Annotated in this window: 14 protein-coding genes and 1 pseudogene; 6 read left to right on the top strand and 9 right to left on the bottom strand. The window is 69.0% G+C overall.

The window, feature by feature from the left end; translation table 11 throughout:
• Window positions 1-2: 2 nt before the first annotated feature.
• The 3 genes from N5D30_RS17685 to N5D30_RS17675 all read right to left on the bottom strand — a co-directional run bounded on the left by N5D30_RS17685 (window position 3) and on the right by N5D30_RS17675 (window position 2,966).
• The gene (locus N5D30_RS17685) at window positions 3-1,595 is read right to left on the bottom strand and encodes an ATP-binding protein (protein ID WP_279910008.1); all 1,593 of its coding nucleotides are present in this window, start codon (window positions 1,593-1,595) and stop codon (window positions 3-5) included.
• Complete coding sequence (locus tag N5D30_RS17680) at window positions 1,592-1,819, bottom strand: PP0621 family protein (protein ID WP_279910007.1); 228 nt, start codon at window positions 1,817-1,819, stop codon at window positions 1,592-1,594. The genes N5D30_RS17685 and N5D30_RS17680 overlap by 4 nt, the downstream gene beginning before the upstream one ends.
• Window positions 1,820-1,946: 127 nt before the next feature.
• A complete protein-coding gene (locus N5D30_RS17675; protein ID WP_279910006.1) occupies window positions 1,947-2,966 on the bottom strand; it encodes an outer membrane protein assembly factor BamD in 1,020 nt (339 codons plus the stop codon).
• A gap of 147 nt (window positions 2,967-3,113) precedes the next feature.
• Here N5D30_RS17675 and rluD point away from each other — a divergent pair, with 147 nt between their 5' ends.
• The 3 genes from rluD (at window position 3,114) to clpB (ending at window position 7,621) form a co-directional block, all read left to right on the top strand.
• Entirely contained in the window at window positions 3,114-4,085 is a 972-nt protein-coding gene (gene rluD, locus N5D30_RS17670) for a 23S rRNA pseudouridine(1911/1915/1917) synthase RluD (protein ID WP_279910005.1), read from the top strand.
• Complete coding sequence (gene pgeF, locus N5D30_RS17665) at window positions 4,069-4,803, top strand: peptidoglycan editing factor PgeF (RefSeq protein ID WP_279910004.1); 735 nt, start codon at window positions 4,069-4,071, stop codon at window positions 4,801-4,803. The genes rluD and pgeF overlap by 17 nt, the downstream gene beginning before the upstream one ends.
• Before the next feature lie 253 nt (window positions 4,804-5,056).
• Window positions 5,057-7,621, top strand: coding sequence for an ATP-dependent chaperone ClpB (clpB, locus tag N5D30_RS17660; RefSeq protein ID WP_279910003.1), 2,565 nt, complete (start codon window positions 5,057-5,059; stop codon window positions 7,619-7,621).
• Window positions 7,622-8,202: 581 nt separating this feature from the next.
• Here clpB and N5D30_RS17655 read toward each other — a convergent pair.
• From N5D30_RS17655 to N5D30_RS17645, 3 genes are all read right to left on the bottom strand, one after another.
• Complete coding sequence (locus N5D30_RS17655; protein ID WP_279910002.1) at window positions 8,203-9,876, bottom strand: arylsulfatase; 1,674 nt, start codon at window positions 9,874-9,876, stop codon at window positions 8,203-8,205.
• Window positions 9,877-9,986: 110 nt separating this feature from the next.
• Window positions 9,987-10,835, bottom strand: coding sequence for an ABC transporter ATP-binding protein (locus N5D30_RS17650; protein WP_279910001.1), 849 nt, complete (start codon window positions 10,833-10,835; stop codon window positions 9,987-9,989).
• A complete protein-coding gene (locus N5D30_RS17645; RefSeq protein ID WP_279910000.1) occupies window positions 10,832-12,400 on the bottom strand; it encodes an ABC transporter permease subunit in 1,569 nt (522 codons plus the stop codon). Before N5D30_RS17645 ends, N5D30_RS17650 begins: the two co-directional genes overlap by 4 nt.
• Before the next feature lie 311 nt (window positions 12,401-12,711).
• Here N5D30_RS17645 and N5D30_RS17640 point away from each other — a divergent pair, with 311 nt between their 5' ends.
• Window positions 12,712-13,764, top strand: a complete 1,053-nt coding sequence (locus tag N5D30_RS17640) for an ABC transporter substrate-binding protein (RefSeq protein WP_279909999.1) — start codon at window positions 12,712-12,714, stop codon at window positions 13,762-13,764.
• Here the strand turns inward: N5D30_RS17640 and zapE are convergent.
• From zapE to N5D30_RS17625, 3 genes are all read right to left on the bottom strand, one after another.
• The gene (gene zapE / locus N5D30_RS17635; protein WP_279909998.1) at window positions 13,758-14,858 is read right to left on the bottom strand and encodes a cell division protein ZapE; all 1,101 of its coding nucleotides are present in this window, start codon (window positions 14,856-14,858) and stop codon (window positions 13,758-13,760) included. The two genes, N5D30_RS17640 and zapE, sit on opposite strands and share 7 nt — an antisense overlap.
• 572 nt (window positions 14,859-15,430) lie before the next feature.
• A complete protein-coding gene (locus N5D30_RS17630; protein ID WP_279909997.1) occupies window positions 15,431-17,539 on the bottom strand; it encodes a TonB-dependent receptor in 2,109 nt (702 codons plus the stop codon).
• A gap of 124 nt (window positions 17,540-17,663) precedes the next feature.
• Window positions 17,664-17,930 (bottom strand): type B 50S ribosomal protein L31, encoded by a 267-nt coding sequence (locus N5D30_RS17625; protein WP_220815544.1) that lies wholly within the window; start codon window positions 17,928-17,930, stop codon window positions 17,664-17,666.
• A 377-nt stretch (window positions 17,931-18,307) separates the two neighbouring features.
• Here N5D30_RS17625 and N5D30_RS17620 point away from each other — a divergent pair, with 377 nt between their 5' ends.
• Window positions 18,308-18,703, top strand: a complete 396-nt coding sequence (locus tag N5D30_RS17620; RefSeq protein ID WP_279909996.1) for a DUF2946 domain-containing protein — start codon at window positions 18,308-18,310, stop codon at window positions 18,701-18,703.
• A 55-nt stretch (window positions 18,704-18,758) separates the two neighbouring features.
• Window positions 18,759-20,906: pseudogene (locus tag N5D30_RS17615) on the top strand (TonB-dependent receptor).
• Window positions 20,907-20,913: the final 7 nt, after the last annotated feature.

Below are 20,913 nucleotides of genomic sequence, written 5' to 3'. Positions count from 1 at the left end.
GTTCAGCTCAACTTGCGTGGATGGGCGAAGGTGATGCGGAAGCAGCTGCCTCCGCCTTCGCGGGGTTTGTAGTCGAGCCGTGCCTGGTTGCTTTCGCACAGCTCGCGGGAAATATACAGGCCCAGGCCGGTGCCCTTGTTGTCGGTGGTGTAGAAGGGCTCGAAGATGTGCTGCATCTGCTCGGGGGCGACGCCGGGGCCGTCGTCGAGGATTTCCAGGGTCGGCAGGTCGCTTTCCTCGTCGCGGTACAGCTTCAGCCAGACCTGGCCCAACTGGTGGGCCTGGGCGCTGTAGCGCAGGCCGTTCTGCACCAGGTTGTTGAGCACCTGGGTCAGCTGGTGCGGGTCCATGCGGGTCTGCAGCCCGCTACCGTGGGTCTCCAGGTGCAGCGTCTGGTCCAGGCGCGCCGAGCTGCGGAATTCGCTGGCGAAGCGGTGCATCCAGTACTTCAGGTCGAGCAGCTGGGGCTCGGCCTGGCGCCGGCGCGACAGCTGCAGGACGTTCTCGATCACCATGTTCATCCGCCGCGAGTGGTCCTGGATGATCTGGGCGAGGCGCCTATCCGGTTCCTCCAGGTCTTCCGATTCCTGCAGTAGCTGCGCCGCGTGGCTGATGGCGCCGAGCGGGTTGCGGATCTCGTGGGCGATGCCGGCGGTGAGCCGCCCTAGGGAGGCCAGCTTCAGCTGCTGGGCCTGCTGGGTGATCTGCGAGATGTCGTCGAGGAAGACTAGGGTGTGCTGATCCTCGCCGCGCTGCAGCGGGATGAAGCTGGGCTGCAGCACCGGGCCATCGGGCATGGCCTGCAGGCTCTGCGGGCGCAGCGTGGGGTTGTGCAGCCATTGCTGGAGCCGCTTGACCAGCTCGGGGCAGTGCGGGTCGAGCACCTTGCCTTCCAGGCTGCCGCGTCCGAGCATGCCCAGCGCGCCCTGGTTGGCCAGGAGCACCCTGTGCTGTTTGTCCAGCACCAGGATGCCGGTGCGCATGCGCTGCAGGATCAGCGAGTTGAGCGCCTCCAGGCTGGCCACGTCGACGGCACGCTGCTCGGCCAGACTTTCGCTCATCTGCAGGCGCTGGGTCAGGCCCTGGAGCAGGACCGCTGCAGCGAAGCAGAGTGCGCCGAGTGTGCCGGCCTGGACGAACTGGGTGCTGGCCGTGGGGCGGGTCAGGCTCAGATAGAGCGTCAGGGACAACATGCCTATGGCGGCGGTGGCGGCGATCAGCAGGCCGATCCGCCCGCGCAGCAGGATGTTGGCGATGGCCACTGCCACGATCAGCAGGTTGCCGATGCCGCTGGGCGTGCCGCCCGCCGAATAGAACAGCGCGCAGAGCATCAGTACGTCGAGCAGGGCCAGGCCGAACACCTGGAGCAGATGCCGTGGCCGGTGCATCAGCACCGCCACCAGCACGTTGACGATCAGGTACGCCCAGCTGCCGTAGCGGAACAGCTGCACGTGGGCCAGTTCCAGCAATTCGCTGTCCAGCTTGGTGGAGATCAGCAGGATCAGGGCGAGGCTGACGGCGACACGGTACAGGTGGTAGAGACGTAGTATCCGCCGCCCGGGAATGCCGTTCAGGGCCAGCTGGTCGGCGATCATTGGCCGGACTGTTCCTGCGGCAGGTGGGCCTGGCTGCAGTACCAGTTCTCGCCCTGGGGCAGGGCCTTCTCGCGCGGCACGTGCACGCCGCAGCGGGCGCAGCGGACCATCGGCGAGGCCTGCTCTTCCCGCGGCCGGGCGGCCGGTCGGGCGGGGCGTTTGAAGCGGCGCCACAGCCACACGGCGGCGGCGATCAAGGCGATCCAGAACAGCAGACGGAACATGTTGTGCCCTTCTTGTTGGCAGAGGCGCAGTGTAGCCAAGGAGGCCGTGCCGGCGCAGCAGGAAATGGTCGTCGCGCGGGCATGAAAAAGGGAGGCATGGCCTCCCTTGTTCGTGTCGTGGCGTGGATCAGTCGAACAGACCGAAGGTCATGTAGCTGAACCAGGAGCGGTCGCTGCCGCCGGCTTCTGCCTCGCTGTCCAGGTCTTCCCGGGCTTCTTCCCGGTTCTCCGGCAGCAGTTCGTCCGGAATCTGCTCCTGGGCGTCTTCGTACTGGCGGATCACGTCCTGGTTGGCGCGGGTCTCGCCGGGCGGCAGCGGCGCATCGGACTCGATCAGGCCCAGGGTGGCCTTGGCTAGCCAGGAGCGGTTGTCCGCTTCCTCTTCCTGGGGCACGAACTGGCCGTCGACCAGAGACGGGTGGTCGGGGTAGTTCAGCTTCAGGGTTTCCAGGCTGGTGGCGGCCAGGTCGTTCAGCTCCAGGCGCTGGTAGGCCTCGACCATCAGGGCCAGGCCGTCGCCGACGGCGGGGGTCTCCTGGAAGTTTTCCACCACGTAGCGGCCGCGGTTGGCGGCGGCGACGTAGGCCTGGCGGGTCAGATAGTAGTGGCCGGCGTGGATCTCGTAGGCGGCCAGCAGGTTGCGCAGGTAGATCATGCGCGCCTTGGCGTCCGGCGCGTAGCGGCTGTTGGGGTAGCGGCTGGTGAGCTGGGCGAACTCGTTGAACGAGTCGCGAGCCGCGCCCGGGTCGCGCTTGGTCAGGTCCAGCGGCAGGAAGCGGGCCACCAGGCCGCGGTCCTGGTCGAACGAGGCCAGGCCCTTGACGTAGTAGGCGTAGTCGACGTTGGCGTGCTGCGGGTGCAGGCGGATGAAGCGCTCGGCGGCGGACCTGGCCGCTTCCGGCTCGACGTTCTTGTAGTAGGCGTAGATCAGCTCGAGCTGGGCCTGCTCCGCGTAGCGGCCGAACGGGTAGCGCGACTCCAGGGCCTTCAGCTTGCTGACGGCGCTGTTGTAGCTCTTGTTGTTGAGGTCTTCCTGGGCCTGCTGGTAGAGCTCGGTCTCGCTCAGGTTCTCATCCACTTCCGGCTTGTTGGAAGAGCATGCGGCGACGACGAGGGTGGCGATCAGCAGCAGGTGTTTCACTTGCATGGTGGCTTGCGTCCCTGTGACGGCGGCTGTCTAGGCCTCTACCGTCCTGTTATGATGGGCGCCCCGGAAAAGGCCGGGACAAAGACGCCGTATTTAACCACAGCGTGCAGCCGAAACCAAAAGCCGCACCGCCCTCCGCAGCAGCCCATGTCCGAAGATTCCGATCAGCTCATCCAACTCTCCGCCGAAGTACCGTCCGACCTCGGTGGCCAGCGCCTCGACCAGGTCGCCGCCCAGCTGTTCGACGAGTATTCGCGCTCGCGCCTGTCCGGCTGGATCAAGGACGGCCGCCTGACCGTCGACGGCGCCGTGCTGCGCCCGCGCGACATCGTCCACGGCGGCGCCGTGCTCAGCCTGCAGGCCGAGCAGGAGGCCCAGGGCGAGTGGGTGGCGCAGGACATCGCGCTGAACATCCTCTACGAGGACGAGCACCTGCTGGTGATCGACAAGCCGGCCGGCCTGGTGGTCCACCCGGCCGCCGGGCACGCCGACGGCACCCTGCTCAACGCCCTGCTGCACCACGTGCCGGACATCGTCAACGTGCCGCGCGCGGGCATCGTCCACCGCCTGGACAAGGACACCACCGGCCTGATGGTGGTGGCCAAGACCCTGCAGGCGCAGACCCGGCTGGTCGACCAGTTGCAGAAGCGCAGCGTCAGCCGCATCTACGAATGCATCTGCATCGGCGTGATCACCTCCGGTGCCACCATCGACGCGCCGATCGGCCGCAGCTCGGCCAACCGCCAGCGCATGGCGGTGATCGACGGCGGCAAGCCGGCCATCACCCACTACCGGGTGCTGGAGCGCTTCCGCTCGCACACCCACGTGCGGGTCAAGCTGGAGACCGGCCGTACCCACCAGATCCGCGTGCACATGACCCATGCGGGCTACCCGCTGGTGGGCGACCCGCTCTACGCCGGGCGCTTCCGCATCCCGCCGGCCGCCAGCCCGACCCTGATGCAGACCCTGCGCGAGTTCCCCCGCCAGGCCCTGCACGCGCGTTTCCTGGAGTTGGAGCACCCGGCCACCGGCCAGCGCATGCGCTGGGAGTCGCCGCTGCCGGAAGACCTGGTCTGGCTGCTGTCGCTGCTGCGCCAGGACAATGAATCCTTCGTCTGACTGGCTGCTGCCGGACTGGCCGGCCCCGGCCAACGTCCGCGCCTGCGTCACCACTCGGGCCGGCGGTGTCAGCCTGCCGCCCTTCGACGGCCTGAACCTGGGCGACCATGTCGAGGACGAGCCCGCCGCCGTCGCCGAGAACCGCCGCCGCCTGAGCGAGCGCCTCGGTTGCTGGCCGGCCTGGCTGCAGCAGGTGCACAGCGCCGACGCGGTCGAGGCTGACCCTGAGCGGGTGGCGGTCGCCGACGCCAGCTGGACGACCACCTCGGGTACCGCCTGCGCGGTGCTGACCGCCGACTGCCTGCCCGCCCTGTTCTGCGACCGTGCCGGCACCCGCGTGGCCGCCGCCCATGCCGGCTGGCGCGGGCTGGCCGGCGGTGTGCTGGAGAACACGGTGGCCGCCCTCGGCGTAGAGCCAAGCGAGCTGCTGGTGTGGCTGGGGCCGGCCATCGGTCCCGGCTCCTTCGAGGTCGGCCCCGAGGTGCGCGAGGCGTTCCTGGCGCAGCATGCCCAGGCCGAAAAGGCCTTCGGCGCCAGCCGCAACGCCGGCAGGTTCATGGCCGATATCTATGCCCTGGCGCGCATCCGCCTGGCCGCCGTCGGCGTCACCGCCGTGCATGGTGGCGGGCTGGATACCTTCGCCGACCCGCGCTTCTTCTCCTACCGCCGCGTGGCCCGCACCGGCCGCTTCGCCTCGCTGGTGTGGCTCGAACCCTGACAGTGGTGCCCCCCATGTTCCTGTGGGAGCGGCCTTGGCCGCGAAACCTCCTGCGCGGCCCCGGGCAAGAGCTCGCGGCCAAGGCCGCTCCTACAGAGCGCTCAGTCCCGGCCGTAGCGGACCGGGACTGATCCGCGTCAACGGGCCGGCGCTTGAATCGGTGAAAACTGTCCTTATCTAAAGAGCTATTCCGGGCTTCACTATCGGGAGCAGTTCAGCGCTCCGGCCCGCTATCTGAAGGAAGGACATATTCATGCGAATCGACCGTCTCACCAGCAAGCTGCAACTCGCTCTGTCCGACGCCCAGTCCGTGGCCGTCGGCCTCGACCATTCCGCCATCGAGCCGCTGCACCTGATGCAGGCCCTGCTGGAGCAGCAGGGTGGCTCGATCAAGCCGCTGCTGATGCAGGTCGGCTTCGACGTAACGGCCCTGCGCCAGGCCCTGGCCAAGGAGCTGGACACGCTGCCCAAGCTGCAGAACCCCACCGGCGATGTGAACCTGTCGCAGGACCTGGCGCGTCTGCTCAACCAGGCCGACCGCCTGGCCCAGCAGAAGGGCGACCAGTTCATTTCCAGCGAGCTGGTGCTGCTCGCCGCCATGGACGAGAACACCCGGCTCGGCAAGTTGCTGCTGTCCCAGGGCGTGTCGAAGAAGGCCCTGGAGAACGCCATCGCCAACCTGCGCGGCGGCCAGGCGGTCAATGACCCGAATGCCGAGGAATCGCGCCAGGCGCTGGACAAGTACTGCGTCGACCTGACCAAGCGCGCCGAGGATGGCAAGCTCGACCCGGTGATCGGCCGTGACGACGAAATCCGCCGCACCATCCAGGTCCTGCAGCGGCGCACCAAGAACAACCCGGTGCTGATCGGCGAGCCCGGTGTCGGCAAGACCGCCATCGCCGAGGGCCTGGCCCAGCGCATCATCAATGGCGAAGTGCCGGACGGCCTCAAGGACAAGCGCCTGCTGGCCCTGGACATGGGCTCGCTGATCGCCGGCGCCAAGTTCCGCGGCGAGTTCGAGGAGCGCCTCAAGGCGGTGCTCAACGAGCTGTCCAAGCAGGAAGGCCGCATCATCCTGTTCATCGACGAGCTGCACACCATGGTCGGCGCCGGCAAGGCCGAGGGTGCCATGGATGCCGGCAACATGCTCAAGCCGGCGCTGGCCCGCGGCGAGCTGCACTGCGTGGGCGCCACCACCCTGGACGAGTACCGCCAGTACATCGAGAAGGACGCCGCGCTGGAGCGCCGCTTCCAGAAGGTGCTGGTGGACGAGCCGAGCGAGGAAGACACCATCGCCATCCTGCGTGGCCTCAAGGAGCGCTACGAGGTTCACCACGGCGTGACCATCACCGATGGCGCGATCATCGCCGCCGCCAAGCTGAGCCATCGCTACATCACTGACCGCCAGCTGCCGGACAAGGCCATCGACCTGATCGACGAGGCCGCCAGCCGCATCCGCATGGAGATCGACTCCAAGCCGGAGGCCCTCGACCGCCTGGATCGCCGCCTGATCCAGCTGAAGATCGAGCGCGAGGCGCTGAAGAAGGAAGACGACGAGGCCACCCGCAAGCGCCTGACCAAGCTGGAGGAGGACATCGCCAAGCTGGAGAAGGAATACGCCGACCTGGAGGAAATCTGGAAGTCGGAGAAGGCCGAGGTGCAGGGCTCGGCGCAGATCCAGCAGCGGATCGAGCAGGCCAGGACCGAGCTGGAGGCCGCCCGCCGCAAGGGCGACCTGAACCGCATGGCCGAGCTGCAGTACGGGGTGATCCCGGATCTGGAGCGCAGCCTGCAGATGGTCGACCAGCACGGCAAGAGCGAGAACCAGTTGCTGCGCAACAAGGTGACCGACGAGGAGATCGCCGAGGTGGTCTCCAAGTGGACCGGCATCCCGGTGAGCAAGATGCTCGAGGGCGAGCGCGAGAAGCTGCTGAAGATGGAAGGGCTGCTGCACCAGCGGGTGATCGGCCAGGACGAAGCCGTGGTCGCCGTGGCCAACGCCGTGCGCCGTTCCCGCGCGGGGCTGGCCGACCCGAACCGGCCGAGCGGCTCGTTCCTCTTCCTCGGCCCGACCGGGGTGGGCAAGACCGAGCTGTGCAAGGCGCTGGCCGAATTCCTCTTCGACACCGAGGAGGCGCTGGTGCGCATCGACATGTCCGAGTTCATGGAGAAGCACAGCGTCGCTCGCCTGATCGGCGCGCCGCCCGGTTACGTGGGCTATGAGGAGGGCGGCTACCTGACCGAGGCGGTGCGTCGCAAGCCCTACTCGGTGGTGCTGATGGACGAGGTGGAGAAGGCCCACCCGGATGTGTTCAACGTGCTGCTGCAGGTGCTGGAGGACGGTCGCCTGACCGACAGCCACGGCCGCACGGTGGACTTCAAGAACACCGTGATCGTGATGACCTCCAACCTGGGCTCGGCGCAGATCCAGGAGCTGGCCGGCGACCGCGAGGCGCAGCGTGCGGCGGTGCTGGATGCGGTGAGCAGCCACTTCCGGCCGGAGTTCATCAACCGTATCGACGAGGTGGTGGTGTTCGAGCCGCTGGGCCGCGAGCAGATCGCCGGCATCGCCGAGATCCAGCTGCAGCGCCTGCGCAGCCGCCTGGCCGAGCGCGAGCTGCGCCTGGAGCTGACGCCGGAAGCGCTCGACAAGCTGATCGCCGTCGGCTACGACCCGGTGTATGGCGCGCGGCCGCTCAAGCGCGCGATCCAGCGCTGGATCGAGAACCCTCTGGCCCAGCAGATCCTCGCCGGCCGCTTCACGCCGGGGGCGCTGGCGCAGGCCGGGGTCGAGGGCGAGGAGATCGTGTTCGCCTGAGGCGCCCGTTCTTCCCGGATTGCATCCGGGCCACGAAGCCGCGACTTCCGTGAGGAGGCGCGGCTTTTTTATGGGCCCGGGAAACGGCGGTGCGCGCGGCGCACCCTACGGTATTCCCCAGCGTTTTATAGGCTATGTCCCCGTTAGTTGTTGCACGCCTTGTGGGAGCGGATTTATCCGCGAATTTCGCGGCCAATCGGAATGCCGCCCAGCCGCTCCCACAAAAGCGGGATCGGTGCAGCAACACGTAACGGGGACATAGCCTTTTTCATGCGCGTGTGCTCCGTAGGGTGCGCCATGCGCACCGTAGCCGGACGAAATTCGGGGAGCGGTCTGCGTTCAGCCGATTGCCGAGTTCCGACTGCCCTCCTGGGCGAGTTACTTGACTCGCTACGCTCACTCTTCGGGCCAGCCTGCGGCCGTTACTCCGCTTTGCTTCGTTGCGCTTGTCTGCGGATCGCCGCCCGAGCCGTAGTAGCCAAATAGAAGGCCTCTCCGGTATCCGGCCCCGCCTGTGGCGGGGAGCCCTCCCTAGGGAAGTGTCATCCCTGGCCCGTTGAGACCCGTGTAGGCAATGGAACTCAAAGGGTGCGTGGCTGGCGGGTGAACAGCCGTAGCAGGCCGCGCGCCACTTCCCGCAGCAGGCGCCCGGCGAAGCTGAAGTCGAGCACGCCGGTCTCGTCGACGTAGCGCTGCCAGTGCTCCACCAGTCGGCGCAGGCGTTCGGGTTCGGCCTCGGCCAGGTCGTGGACCTCGCCGGGGTCGCGCTTGAGGTCGTATAGCTGCCAGCGCCCCGGGCCGTCGGGTTTGGGGATGTACAGTGCCTTCCACTGGCCCTGGCGGATGGCGCGGGCGCGGAACAGCTCCCAGCCGGTGGTCTCGTCCTGGCTGTGGGGCTGCTCTTCCTCGCCCTGCAGGTAGGGCAGCAGCGAGCGCCCGCGCAGCGGCAGTACCTCGCGGCCCTGGTAGGTGGTGCCCGGATGCTGGGTGCCGGCCAGTTCCAGCAGGGTCGGCACGATGTCCATCACGGTGGCGAATTCGTGGCCGATGGCGCCTTGCCGACGCAGGCCCGACCAGGTGACGAAGGCCGGCACGCGGATGCCGCCCTGGCTGGTGAACAGCTTGAACTGGCGCGACGGCGCGGTGGCCGCCTGGGCCCAGCGCGGGCCGTACCAGAGGTAGGAGTTGGCGCGGCCGAGGTTGTCCAGGCTGTTGTCGTAGTGCTTCTCGATGAAGCGCTGGGCGCGCTTGCCGACGATGGGCAGGGCCTCCAGCGCCGCGCCCTCGGCGCCGTTGTCGGAGATGAACAGGATCAGGGTGTCGTCCAGCTCGCCCGAGGCGCGCAGGTGCTCGATCACCCGGCCGACGTTCCAGTCCAGCCGCTCGACCATCGCCGCGTAGACCTCCATGGCCCGGGCGGAACGGCGCCGGCCCTGGTCGTCCAGCTCGTCCCAGTTGGGTGTGTCGGCAACCACCGGGTGGGCCTCGACGTCCGCGGCCACCAGGCCCAGCTCCTTGAGCCGGGCCAGGCGCTGCTGGCGCAGGGCGTCCGGGCCGGCGTCGTAGCGCCCTTTGTACTTGGCGATCAGCTCGGCCGGGGCCTGCAGCGGGAAGTGCGGCGCGGAGAACGGCAGGTAGGCGAAGAACGGCCGCTGGTCATCCTGCGGGCGCTCGCCCAGGTACTGCAGCAGGCGGTCGGTGAAGGCGTCCGAAGAGTAGAAACCCTCGGGCAGCTCGGTCACCGGCTCCAGGCCGTCGCGGTAGGTGCCTTCGACCGCGTGCAGCAGGCGCGGCATCTTGTGCGGCGGCACGTTCGGCGACCAGTCGTAGTGGTTGTGCGCGGCGCCTTCGAGGATGAACGAGCGCTCGAAGCCGCGCGCCGCCGCCGAGGTCTCGGCCGTGCGGCCCAGGTGCCACTTGCCGGAGATCAGGGTGTGGTAGCCGGCGTCGCGCAGCAGCTCGGCGAGGCTGACCACGCGCTGGTTGAGGTGACCCTCGTAGCCCGGGTGGCGGCGGATGGTCTCGTCGCTGAACTCGGCCATGGCGCCGATGCCGGCCAGGTGGTGGTCGGTGCCGGTGAGCAGCATGGCGCGGGTCGGCGAGCAGGCCGAGGCGGCGTGGAAGTCGGTCAGGCGCAGGCCCTGTTCGGCCAGGGCGTCGAGGTGGGGCGTGGCGATCTCGCCACCGAAGGCGCCGAGGTCGGAGAAGCCGAGGTCGTCGGCGACGATCAGCAGGAAGTTGGGACGGCGGGACATGGAGGCTCCGGTGGGAGGTTGGTGCCGGCACGGGGACGACGGAAACCCACGGGTCCATCACCCCTGCCCAGGCGTCATCCCCGCGCAGGCGGGGACCCAATAAAAAACGATCAGTAGGCCAGGGAGGCGAGGGGCAGGTCTTCCAGACGCGGCGGCGGAGCGCGGTAGTCGCCGTCGCCGGTCAGCTCGAACAGCAGCTCGCCGCGCAACTGGTGGAAGTCGTAGCCGGCGCGGTCGCGCAGGTGCGGCAGGTCGATCTCGACGATGCGCTTGATCCGCCCCGGGCGCGGCGCCAGCACCACCACTCGGTCGGCGAGGAAGATCGCTTCCTCCACGTCGTGGGTGACCAGCAGGCTGGTGATGCCGGCGCGGGCGCGGATGGCCAGCAGCTCTTCCTGCATCTGCTGACGGGTCAGGGCGTCGAGGGCGCCGAAGGGTTCGTCGAGCAGCAGGATGCGCGGGCTGGCCACCAGGCCGCGGGCGATCGCCACGCGCTGGGCCATGCCGCCGGACAGCTGGTGCGGGTAGGCGCGCTGGAAGCCGTCGAGGCCGACCAGATGGATGAATTCCTCGACCCGGCGGAAGCGCTCGGCCTGGGTCAGGTCCTCGTTGACCAGGCCGAGGCCGACGTTCTGCTGCACCGTCAGCCAGGGGAACAGGCGGTGCTCCTGGAACACGATGCCGCGCTCGCCGCCGATGCCCGCCACCGGCTGGCCGGCCACTTCGATGCGGCCGTCGAACTCGCGGTCCAGGCCGACCAGCAGGCGCAGCAGGGTGGATTTGCCGCAGCCGCTGGAGCCGAGGATGGCGATGGATTCGCCCTCGCGGATGTCGAGGTTGAAGTCGCTGACGGCCTGCAGTTCGCCGAAGCGCTTGCCGACGCCGATGAAGCTCACCAGCGGCGGGGACGGCGGCAGGCCCTGGAAGGTGCGCGAGTCGGGCAGGGTCAGGCTGTTCATGCGGTTCTCCAGCGCGTCGCGCGCGCTTCGATCGATTGGCCGAGGGTGTTGAGCAGGGCGCCGGTGAGGCCGATCAGCAGCATGCCGGCCATCACCTGGTCCATGCGGAACAGCTGCTGGGCGCCGATCATCAGGCTGGCCAGGCCGCCGTTCGACGGCATGAAGTATTCGGCGCCGATGGTGCCCAGCCAGGCGAAGATCAGCGCCAGACGCAGGCCGGCGAAGATGGCCGGGGCGGCGCCCGGCAGCACCAGGCGCAGCAGGCGCTGGCGGCGGTTCAGGCGCAGCGCGCGGGCGGCCTCGTCCAGTTGCGGCGAGAGGGCGGCGATGCCGCGCTGGCTGGCGATCAGCAGGGGGAAGAAGGTGGCCATGCCGACGAACACCAGCTTGGCCGTCTCGCCAAGGCCGAACCAGGCGGTGAGTAGCGGCACCCAGGCGAAGATGGCGACCTGGCGCAGCGCCGACAGGGTCGGCCCGAGCACGCGCTCCGCCGGGCGCCACAGGCCGAGCAGCACGCCCAGCGCGAGGCCCAGGCCGCCGCCCAGCAGAAGGCCGCCGAGGGCGCGGCGCAGGCTGAGCAGCAGGCCCTCGACCAGGCTGCCGTCGGCCAGGCCCTGCCAGGTGGCCTGGGCGACCTGGGCCGGGCTGGCGAGGATGTTGGCGTCGACCCAGCCGGCGCTGCAGGTCAGTTGCCACAGGGCGAGCAGCGCCAGCGGCAGCCACCCGGCCTGCAGGCGCTGCCAGCCGCGCCCGGCCGGCGCCCGGCGGAACTCGGCGGCCGGCGGGTGCGGCCAGTGCAGCAGGCGGCCGTCGAGCCACTGGATGCCGCGGTCCAGCACCACGCCGAACAGGCCGATGACGAGGATGCAGACGAACACGATATCGAGCATGAACAGCTGGCGGCCCCACACCATCAGGTAGCCGATGCCTTCGCTGGAGGCCAGCAGCTCCACCGCCAGCAGCGAGGCCCAGCCGGTGGCCAGGGCCAGGCGCAGGCCGGCCATGAACGAGGGCAGGGCGGCCGGGATGGTCAGCCGCCACAGGCGCAGCAGCGGCGGCAGGCGCAGCACCTCGGCGGCTTCGCGCAGGAGCGGCTGGGCGTCGCGCACGCCGACCAGGGTGTGGATGGTGACGGGCACGACGATGGCCTTGACCAGCACCACCAGCTTGAGCGCCTCGCCGATGCCGAACAGCAGCATGAACAGCGGAATCCAGGCCAGGGTCGGGATCTGCGCCAGGGCGGCGAAGGTGGGGAAGATCAGCCGTTCGGCGCGGGCGCTGGAGCCGAGCAGGGCGCCCAGGGCGATGCCCGCGGCGACGCCGCCGAGCAGGCCCCAGGCCAGGCGCTTGAGGCTGATCGCCAGGTGCTGCCACAGCTCGCCGCGGCTCAGCTCCAGCAGGGTCTGCCAGACCTGTTCGGGCGCCGGTAGCACCTGCCCGCTCATCCAGCCCCAGTGGCTGGCGGCCTGCCAGAGCAGCAGCAGGCCGATCGGCAGCAGCCAGGGCAACAGGTGTTCGCCGGTGGGGCGGGAGCGACCCAGGGGCAGGGCGGTGGCCAGGCTCATCGCGGGGCGCCCCCGCGCTGGCCGATATAAGCGATTTGCAACAAAAGCATATAAAAGCTCATATCAATTCGATTGAGTGATAAGAGCGGTCATTTAAAGAAGGTGCACATGCCTCGGCCAATGCCTTTGGCTCATATTTTTTATGCCTGCCGGGCATTCGGTCGGGAAGCCGCAGCGGTGCTGGTTTAGGTCTTTAAGTGATAAAAAAATAATCTTTTAGTATTTAAATTCGCTAAGGCGGGCGTGCCTAAGTGCCGGCCAAGGGAGCGCCGACCGCGCGCTCCGGGCCAGACATTCCAGGAGCCACCGCCATGAAAAGCCTCTTCACTACCTTCGCCGCGCTGTTCGCCGCGCCGGCGCTGATCGGCCTGCTGGCCTACCTGCCGCCCGTCCAGGCGGCGGACCGGGTCGAGGAAATCCGCATCGCGGTGCCCGACGTCAGCGCCGGCAGCCAGCCGAGCGGCGGCGGCGTGGTCGACGTGCTGCGCGCCCAGGAGATCTTCGAGCAGGAGTTCGCCGCCGACGGCATCAAGGTGCAGTGGAGCTTCTTCAAGGGCGCCGGTCCGGTGATCAACGAGGCGCTCGCCAACGGCCAGGTGGACTTCGCCTACCTGGGCGACCTGGCCGCCATCATCGGCAAGGCCAACGGCCTGGACACCCGCCTGCTCAGCGCAACCGCGCGCGACATCAAGCACTACCTGGGCGTGGTGCCCGGCTCGGGCATCCACACCCTGGCCGACCTCAAGGGCAAGCGCGTCGGCATCTTCCGCGGCACCGCCTCGCAGCTGTCGTTCGACGCCGCGCTGGCCAGCCAGGGCCTCGCCGAACGCGACCTGCAGGTGATCAACCTGGACTTCAACGCCGCCACCGCGGCGCTGGCGGCCAAGCAGATCGACGCCACCTGGGGCCTGTCCAACCTGATCGCGCTCAAGGCCCGCGGGGTGGCCGAGCTGCCGCTGTCCACCGACGACCTCGGTGGCGTCGGCAGCATCCAGGGCGTGCTGGTGGCCGACGGCCGCTTCGTCGACCGCCACCCGGAGATCACCGCGCGCCTGGTCAAGGCCCAGCAGAAGGCCGTGACCTGGCTGCGTGACGAGCACAACAAGCAGGCCTACATCGACCTGGTGTCGGGCCTGGCCAACTACCCGACGCTGATCCTGCAGAACGACCTGCACAACGCCAGCTTCAGCAAGATCTTCGACCCGCAGCTGGACGCCGGCTTCCTCGGCCGCCTGCAGCAGAGCGTCGACCTGGCCGCCGAGCAGCGCCTGGTGCGCAAGGGCTTCGTGGTGGCCGACTGGGCCGAGCCGAAGTTCCTCGACGCCGCGCTGGGCGAGCGCAAGGCCGTGGCGGCCGCTCAGTAGCGCGCCTGCTGCATCTCGCGCAGGCGGCTGAGGGTGCGGCGGAAGGGGAATTCCAGGTAGCCGCGGGTGTACAGCGCGTCCAGCGGCACCGCCGCCTCCAGGTACAGCGGGCGACGGCGGTCGTAGCACTCGTCGACCAGGGCGATGAAGCGGCGCACGCCGTCGTCGTGGGGCGCCAGGCGTGGCAGCTCGCGGTCGCCGGCGACCACCCGCTCGGCGGCGTCCTCGGTGCCCCGGGCGATGCGCCCCTCGCGCGGCTCGCCGGACAGGCACGGCACGCCGCCGAGGAGGATCGCCGGAAAGCGCTCGCACAACTGCATGAAGTCCAGGGTCGAGTACGGCCCCTCGCACAGGGTGGTGAAGTCCAGCCACACGGCGCCCGGCGCCTGGCGGATCACCGGCAGCCGGCGCGGCCCCAGCTCCAGCGGCGCGTCCGACACCGGGCCGGTGCCGGCCAGGCGGGCGAAGGCTTCGGCCAGCGCGGCGGGGTCGTCGACCCAGTAGCGCTGCACCGCGGCGCCGGGGTGCAGGCGGTGGTCCTGGCCGCCGTCCACTTCCACCACGTCCAGCTTCTCCTGCAGGGCGGCGATGGCCGGCAGCAGGCGCTCGCGGTTGAAGCCACCGGCGTACAGCTGCTCCGGCGGCTGGTTGGAGGTGGCGACCAGCACCAGCCCTTCGTCGAGCAGCGCGCGCAGCAATCCGCCGATCAGCATGGCGTCGCCGATGTCGCTGACGAACAGCTCGTCGAAGCACAGCACCCGCACCTCGCCGGCCAGCTCGCGGGCCAGGGCGCGCAACGGGTCGGCGGTGCCGCTGAGCTGGAACTGGCGCTGGTGGACCCAGCGCATGAATTGATGGAAGTGCTGGCGCCGCGACGGCACCGTCAGGCTCTCGTGGAAGCGGTCGAGCAGCCAGGTCTTGCCCCGGCCCACCGGACCCCAGAGGTACACGCCGCGGCACGGGCGCCCGGTTCGCAGCGCTTCGCGGCAGCTCTCCAGGCATTCGGCGGCGCGTTGCTGGGCGGCGTCCGGGTACAGCTCGCCGCGCGCCAGGGCCTGGCGGTAGGCGTCGAGGGGGGAGGGCGGTGTCGGCATGGGGCGCCACTGTAGCGGGATGCGGCGGCCTTGCCCATGGCTCGGGAGCGTCTGGGATACGGGGGGATATGTGGGAGCGGACTTGTCCGCGAGCTTTTACCAGGATCAGAAAAACTCGGGGCCAAGGCCCCTCCCACAAGAGCGGTGGGCTTGCCCGGGCCTAGCTCCTGCGACTGGGATGCGGGGGATGTGTGGGAGCGGACTTGTCCGCGAGCTTTTACCGGGGCAGAAAAGCTCGGGGCCAAGGCCCCTCCCACAAGAGCGGCGGGCTTGCCTGAGCCTAGCTCCTGGGACTGGGATACGGAGGGGATGTGTGGGAGCGGACTTGTCCGCGAGCTTTTACCGGGAGCAGAAAAGCTCGGGGCCAAGGCCCCTCCCACAAGAGCGGCGGGCTTGCCTGAGCCTAGCTCCTGCGACTGGATGCGGGGGATGTGTGGGAGCGGACTTGTCCGCGAGCTTTTGCCAGGGGCAGAAAAGCTCGGGGCCAAGGCCCCTCCCACAAGAGCGGTGGGAGTGCCCTGTGTCCTGCGCGGCCATCCACCCCGGCGCGCCGGGGTGGTTGTCGGGCCGGCCTAGAAGCTGAGGCGCATGCCCACGGTGAGGTTGCGGCCCGGCAGCAGCACGTCGTCCTTGATGAAGGAGCTGTGGTTGCGGGCGCGCTCGTCGAGCAGGTTGTTGCCCTTGAGGAACAGCTGGTACCTGGTCTCGTTCAGCGCGCCGCGATAGCTCAGGCCGGCGCCGAGCATGTTGTAGCCCGAGGTCTCGGTTTCGTAGTCGGCGAGGTCGTCCTGGCGCTGCACCCGGTAGAACTCCAGTTCGCCGCTGACGGCCGGGGTGAACGCCTGGTTGACGCGCACGCCGAGGCGGTCCGCCGGGATGCGCGGCAGGTCGCCGTCGCCCTTGAGCTTGCCGCGTACGTGGTCGCCGAACAGGGTGATGTCGGTGGCGTCGGTGAGCGCGTAGGTGACCGAGCCCTCGGCGCCGGTCAGCACCGCGTCCTGCTGGCGGTACTCGATCTCGCGGTAGCCGCCGCCCACGTCGTGGCCGGTGTCCGCCGCATAGATGAAGTCGCTGACCTGGTTGCGGAACAGGCTGAAGCTGAAGGTGGTGCGCCCGGCGAACTTGCGCAGGGTCAGCTCGGCGTTGTGCGAGGTCTCCTCGTCCAGGTCGACGTTGCCCAGCTCGACGGTGCGGGTGGCCGCGTGCGGGCCGTTGGCGTACAGCTCCTCGGCGGTGGGCAGGCGCTGGGAGCGCGACAGGGAGAAGCCCAGCGAGTATTCCGGGGCGAAGGTCCAGACCGCGCCGGCGGATACCGAGGTGCCGCTGTGGCTGGTGTCGGGCTCGCCCTCGGCGTCGATGTCCTGCCATTCGTGGCGCAGGCCCAGTTCGTAGCGCCAGTCGCCGACGCTGTATTCCTCGAGCAGGAACAGCGCGTGGTTGCGGGTCAGGGTCGGCGGCACGTAGGCCTCCTCGCCCAGGGCCTGGAAGTCGCGGCGCTGGGTCTGCCCGCCGAGCACGCCGCGCCAGCCGAACAGCGGTTCATGGGTCAGTTCGAGGCGCGCGTCGGTGGCGTCGTTGCTGAAGCGCGTGGCCGCCTCGCCGCCTTCGATCTCGTCGTGGCTGTAGTTGCTGTGGCCGACCCGCAGCCGGGCCAGCTCGAAGCCCGGCAGCGGGTCGTTCAGCTCGCCGCGCAGGTCCCAGCGCTTCTGCTTCATCTTGATGTAGGGCACGCCGGCGTGGTCGTGATCATGGCCGTGGTCGTGGTCATGCTCATCTTCGTGATCGTGATCGTGATCGTGATCGTCGTGGCCGTGTTCATCCTCGTCGTGGCCGTGTCCGCCGTGGCCGTCCTCCTCGCCGACGCAGTGCCAGTCGCGGGCGGCGTGGGTGTGGCAGTCGGCATGCTCGTGGGCGAGCAGCCCGTAGCTCAGGTTCTGCTCGCCGTAGGCCAGGCCCAGGTAGCCGCGCTCGCCGATGAAGCTGGCGCCCAGGCTGTAGCTGTCGGTGTCGTTGAAGGAGCCGGCCTGCTTGCCCGGTGAGCCGGGAATCTCGTACTCGTTGTCCTGGCGCTTGGTGCCCTCGGCGCGCACGGCGAAGTTGCCGCTGCCGGCGGTGATGCCGAACACCCCCGCGCCCTGGTTGGCGACGGTGTTGGCGCGCAGCTCCAGTTCGCCCTCGTAGCCCTTCTCCGGCACCCGGGTGGGAATTCGCTTGTCCAGCACGTTGACCACCCCGCCGATGGCGCCGCCACCGTAGAGCAGCGTGGCCGGCCCCTTGAGCACCTCGATGCGCTCGGCCAGCAGCGGCTCGCTGGTCACCGCGTGGTCGGGGCTGATGGTCGAGGCGTCGAGCACGTCCACGCCGTCGCTCAGTACCTTTACCCGCGCGCCGTCCAGGCCGCGGATCACCGGCCGGCTGGCGCCCGCGCCGAAGCTGCTGGAATGCACGCCCGGCAGGCCGTTGAGGGTCTCGCCCAGGGTGGACTCGCGGCGCTGCACCAGTTCCTCGCCCTCCAGCACCTCGGCGGGGCTGGCCATCTCGGCGAGGGTGCTGTTCAGGGCGCTGGCGCTGATCACCGAGGAGCCGAGCTGCAGCGGTTCCCGGGTTTCGGCGGCCAGCAGGGGAGCGTTGGGCGCCAGCGCGAGGGCGATGGCCCAGGCCAGGGGGTGACGACGGTTCATGTTGACCTCATGTCTAGGGTTTCAGGGGCAGATGGAGCGGCGAGCGAGGCTCGCCGATCTCTTTTTAATGACGTTATAGTGTTTCTTTTTTGGTGCGGATCGAAGAGGCCCGCACCCCTGCGGATCAGCTCTTGCCGGCGGACGACACGAACCCGGCGAAGCGCTTCTGGAAGCCCGCGACCCGGCCTTCGCTCTTGGTCTGGCGTTGCTGGCCGGTGTAGACCGGGTGGGAGGCGCTGGATACGTCCAGGGCGACGTAGGGGTAGGTGTTGCCGTCTTCGTGGACGTGGGTCCGGTCGGTCTCCACGGTGGAGCCGATCAGGAAGAACACGTTGGCGGAGGTGTCGTGGAACAGGACGGGGCGGTAGGTGGGGTGGATGCCGGGTTTCATGGGGTAGTCTCCATAATGTTATGTAATAACGATACACTTGGATGAGAAATTCTTTCAATAGGTTCTTGGCATTCCGTGGAGCTTGGGCTGGGTGACGGTGGTTCCAGGCGCAGGCTGTTTGCCAGGGGTGCTTGCCCTTCGGGGCCGCTGCGCAAGCGTCGCGCCGAGGGCGGCGGAGGGCGGGCTGGCCGTTCTGCAGGCGCGGGCTTTCTGTAGGCGTGTATTTGGTCCGCAAGCCGGTGCCGCGAACCGGGGCCGCAAAGGGCTTCGCGGGCAAGCCCGCTCTCTCGGAAGCGGAAGCGAGCCACCGGACGGGTGTGCGACAAATCGCCAGCCCGGCTTTCGGCATCCCGGGGCCGGTGCTAGATTTCCGCTCCATGAAGCTCATTTCCCGCCACCGCGCGCTGACCACCTGGACGCTGTACTGCAGCCTCCTGTTGGGCCTGTTCGCCTGCGGTCTGCACCACGGCCAGGCTTCCGGCCTCGCCCTCAGCGGGCTCGGCGGCGGGTTCTGCTCGCTGGTCGGTGGCAACGGCCCGAGCATCGACCTGGGCGACGCCTCCCACGGCGGCTCCGCCGTCCAGGCGATGGATTGCCCGCTGTGTTCCTCGTTCGGTGCCTCGGTGGCGGTCAATACCGCCGGCTGGGGCATCGACCTGCTGCCCGCCGCCGGTGGGCCCGCGCCCATCGCCACCCTGTGGGCGCAACCGCCGCCGCGCTTCCTGCGCCACAGCCTCAACCCCCGCGCCTCGCCCGCCGCCTTCCACGCATGACGCCCGGGGTCCGCCCACGCGGACCCGCACAGCCCTTTCCGCCTGGAAGCCAGACATGTCATTGAAGAACACCTCGCTGGTGCTCCTGATGAGCACCAGCGCCATCGCATGGGCGGACCACGCCCCGTTGAAACTCGACGCCCTGACCATCGAGGGCGAGCAGGACAGACCCTCCGGCCTGACCCTCGACCAGCCGATCCGCACCGGCTCGCGGCTGGGCCTCACGGCGCGGGAAACGCCGGCCTCGGTCAGCGTCTCCGACCGCGCCGTGATCGAGGAGCGCGGTGCCAAGGACACCCAGGACGTGATCAATGCCATGACCGGCGTGAACGCCTCGGCCAACCCCGGCTACGGCGGCTTCGTCTCCTACCGCGGCTTCACCCAAAACCAGATCACCCAGCTGTTCAACGGCATCAACCTGGGCTACAGCAGCGCCACACGGCCGGTGGACGCCTGGATGATCGACCGCGTCGAGCTGATCGGCGGGCCGTCCACCTTCCTCTACGGTGCGGGCGCTGTGGGCGGCTCGATCAACTACATCTCGCGCCTGGCCAGCCGCGACGAGAGCCTGTTCGAGGGCCGCCTGCGCTACGGCAGCTTTGACGACTCCGAGGTCTCGCTGGGCCTCAACCGCGCCCTGGGCGGCGCCGACGCCCGGCACTTCCTGCGCCTGGACGTGAGCCGTGGCGACGGCAACGGCTACATTGACCGCAACCGGCGCGAGACCAACAGCTTCGCCATCTCCCTGCTCAGCGACTTCACCCCGGACCTGAGCCATACCCTGGCGCTGGAATACCTGGAGGACCAGGAAGACAGCCCGTACTGGGGCTCGCCGGTCCTGCGCGGCAGGGACACCCTGAAGATCGACCGCAGCCGCCGCTTCGAGAACTACAACGTCGGTGACGGCCGCTACGAGCAGCGCGTGCGCTGGCTGCGCTCGATCACCGACTACCATCTGGGCGAGGCCAGCAGCCTGCAGAACACCCTCTACCACTACGCCGCCCAGCGCGACTACCGCAACCTGGAGACCTAGGCCTACAACGCGGCCGGCGACGTGGTGCGCTCCGGCGCCTACCTGCAGCGGCACGACCAGAACGTGCTCGGCAACCGCCTCGAATTGCGCCACGACGCCGCCCTGTTCGACCTCGCCAGCCAATGGTCGCTGGGCCTGGACTACTCGCGCATGCGCCAGACCCTGCACCCCACCGGCAGCGCCTGGAGCGACACGGTCGACCCCGACCGCTTCGACCCGGGCAGCTTCGACGACATCCCCGGGGTCAACGCCGGCCTGCGCAAGCAGCGCCGCCACGAGATCACCACCGCCGCCGTGTTCCTGGAAAACCGCCTGATGCTGAGCGAGCGCCTGGCGCTGCTCACCGGCCTGCGCTACGACCACCTGGACATGGAGGTGACCAACTACGGCCCGGTATCGCCCACCAGCCCGGCCTACTTCGAGCGCACCTGGGAGCCGCTCAGCGGGCGCGTCGCCCTGCTCTACGACCTCACACCCACGGCCAACCTTTACCTGCAATACAGCACCTCCGCCGACCTGCCGGCCGGCGCCCTGGCCTCGGCCACCTACTCCAACGTCGGCCTGTTCGACCTCTCCGAGGGCGAGCAGTGGGAGGCCGGCAGCAAGTTCGACTTCTTCGACGGGCGCGGCTCGGCCACTGTGGCGCTGTACCAGATCGTCCGCCGCGACTTCGCCGTGCGCGATTCGAGCAACCCCAACCTCACCGTCCAGGCCGGCCAGCAGACCTCGCGCGGCATCGAGCTGGCCGGCAAGCTGCAGATCACCCCCAAGCTGCTGGCCGAGGCCAACTACGCCTACGTCGAGGCCGAGTACGACCGCTTCAACGAGGCGGTCGGCGGCGTCTCCGTGTCGCGCAAGGGCAACACCCCGGTCAACGTGCCGGACAACGTCGCCAACCTCTGGCTGACCTACGACATCGCGCCGTCCTGGGCCGCCGGGGTGGACGTGCGCTATGTCGACGCGGTGTTCGCCGACAACGCCAACACCCTGGAGGCGCCGTCCTACACCCTGTACGGCGCGTTCGCCCGCTACCGGGTCGACGAGCACACCGCCATCACCGCCCGCGTGCGTAACCTCACCGACGAGGTCTACGCCAGGCAGGCCTACGGCAGCCAGTACTACATGGGGGCGCCGCGCAGCTTCGAGGTGGCGGTCGATACCCGGTTCTAGGAGGCGG

The organism is Pseudomonas sp. GD03875 (assembly GCF_029840585.1).
Taxonomy (GTDB): domain Bacteria; phylum Pseudomonadota; class Gammaproteobacteria; order Pseudomonadales; family Pseudomonadaceae; genus Aquipseudomonas; species Aquipseudomonas paralcaligenes.
The sequence above is the reverse complement of the archived record's forward strand: the minus strand, read 5'-3'. Positions and strand labels throughout refer to the sequence as shown.

Bases quoted from the DNA above. Each gene is read 5' to 3' on its own strand.
- N5D30_RS17685 (WP_279910008.1), bottom strand. From the start codon at position 1,595: ATGATCGCCGACCAGCTGGCCCTGAACGGCATTCCCGGGCGGCGGATA.
- N5D30_RS17680 (WP_279910007.1), bottom strand. From the start codon at position 1,819: ATGTTCCGTCTGCTGTTCTGGATCGCCTTGATCGCCGCCGCCGTGTGG.
- N5D30_RS17675 (WP_279910006.1), bottom strand. From the start codon at position 2,966: ATGCAAGTGAAACACCTGCTGCTGATCGCCACCCTCGTCGTCGCCGCA.
- rluD (WP_279910005.1), top strand. From the start codon at position 3,114: ATGTCCGAAGATTCCGATCAGCTCATCCAACTCTCCGCCGAAGTACCG.
- pgeF (WP_279910004.1), top strand. From the start codon at position 4,069: ATGAATCCTTCGTCTGACTGGCTGCTGCCGGACTGGCCGGCCCCGGCC.
- clpB (WP_279910003.1), top strand. From the start codon at position 5,057: ATGCGAATCGACCGTCTCACCAGCAAGCTGCAACTCGCTCTGTCCGAC.
- N5D30_RS17655 (WP_279910002.1), bottom strand. From the start codon at position 9,876: ATGTCCCGCCGTCCCAACTTCCTGCTGATCGTCGCCGACGACCTCGGC.
- N5D30_RS17650 (WP_279910001.1), bottom strand. From the start codon at position 10,835: ATGAACAGCCTGACCCTGCCCGACTCGCGCACCTTCCAGGGCCTGCCG.
- N5D30_RS17645 (WP_279910000.1), bottom strand. From the start codon at position 12,400: ATGAGCCTGGCCACCGCCCTGCCCCTGGGTCGCTCCCGCCCCACCGGC.
- N5D30_RS17640 (WP_279909999.1), top strand. From the start codon at position 12,712: ATGAAAAGCCTCTTCACTACCTTCGCCGCGCTGTTCGCCGCGCCGGCG.
- zapE (WP_279909998.1), bottom strand. From the start codon at position 14,858: ATGCCGACACCGCCCTCCCCCCTCGACGCCTACCGCCAGGCCCTGGCG.
- N5D30_RS17630 (WP_279909997.1), bottom strand. From the start codon at position 17,539: ATGAACCGTCGTCACCCCCTGGCCTGGGCCATCGCCCTCGCGCTGGCG.
- N5D30_RS17625 (WP_220815544.1), bottom strand. From the start codon at position 17,930: ATGAAACCCGGCATCCACCCCACCTACCGCCCCGTCCTGTTCCACGAC.
- N5D30_RS17620 (WP_279909996.1), top strand. From the start codon at position 18,308: ATGAAGCTCATTTCCCGCCACCGCGCGCTGACCACCTGGACGCTGTAC.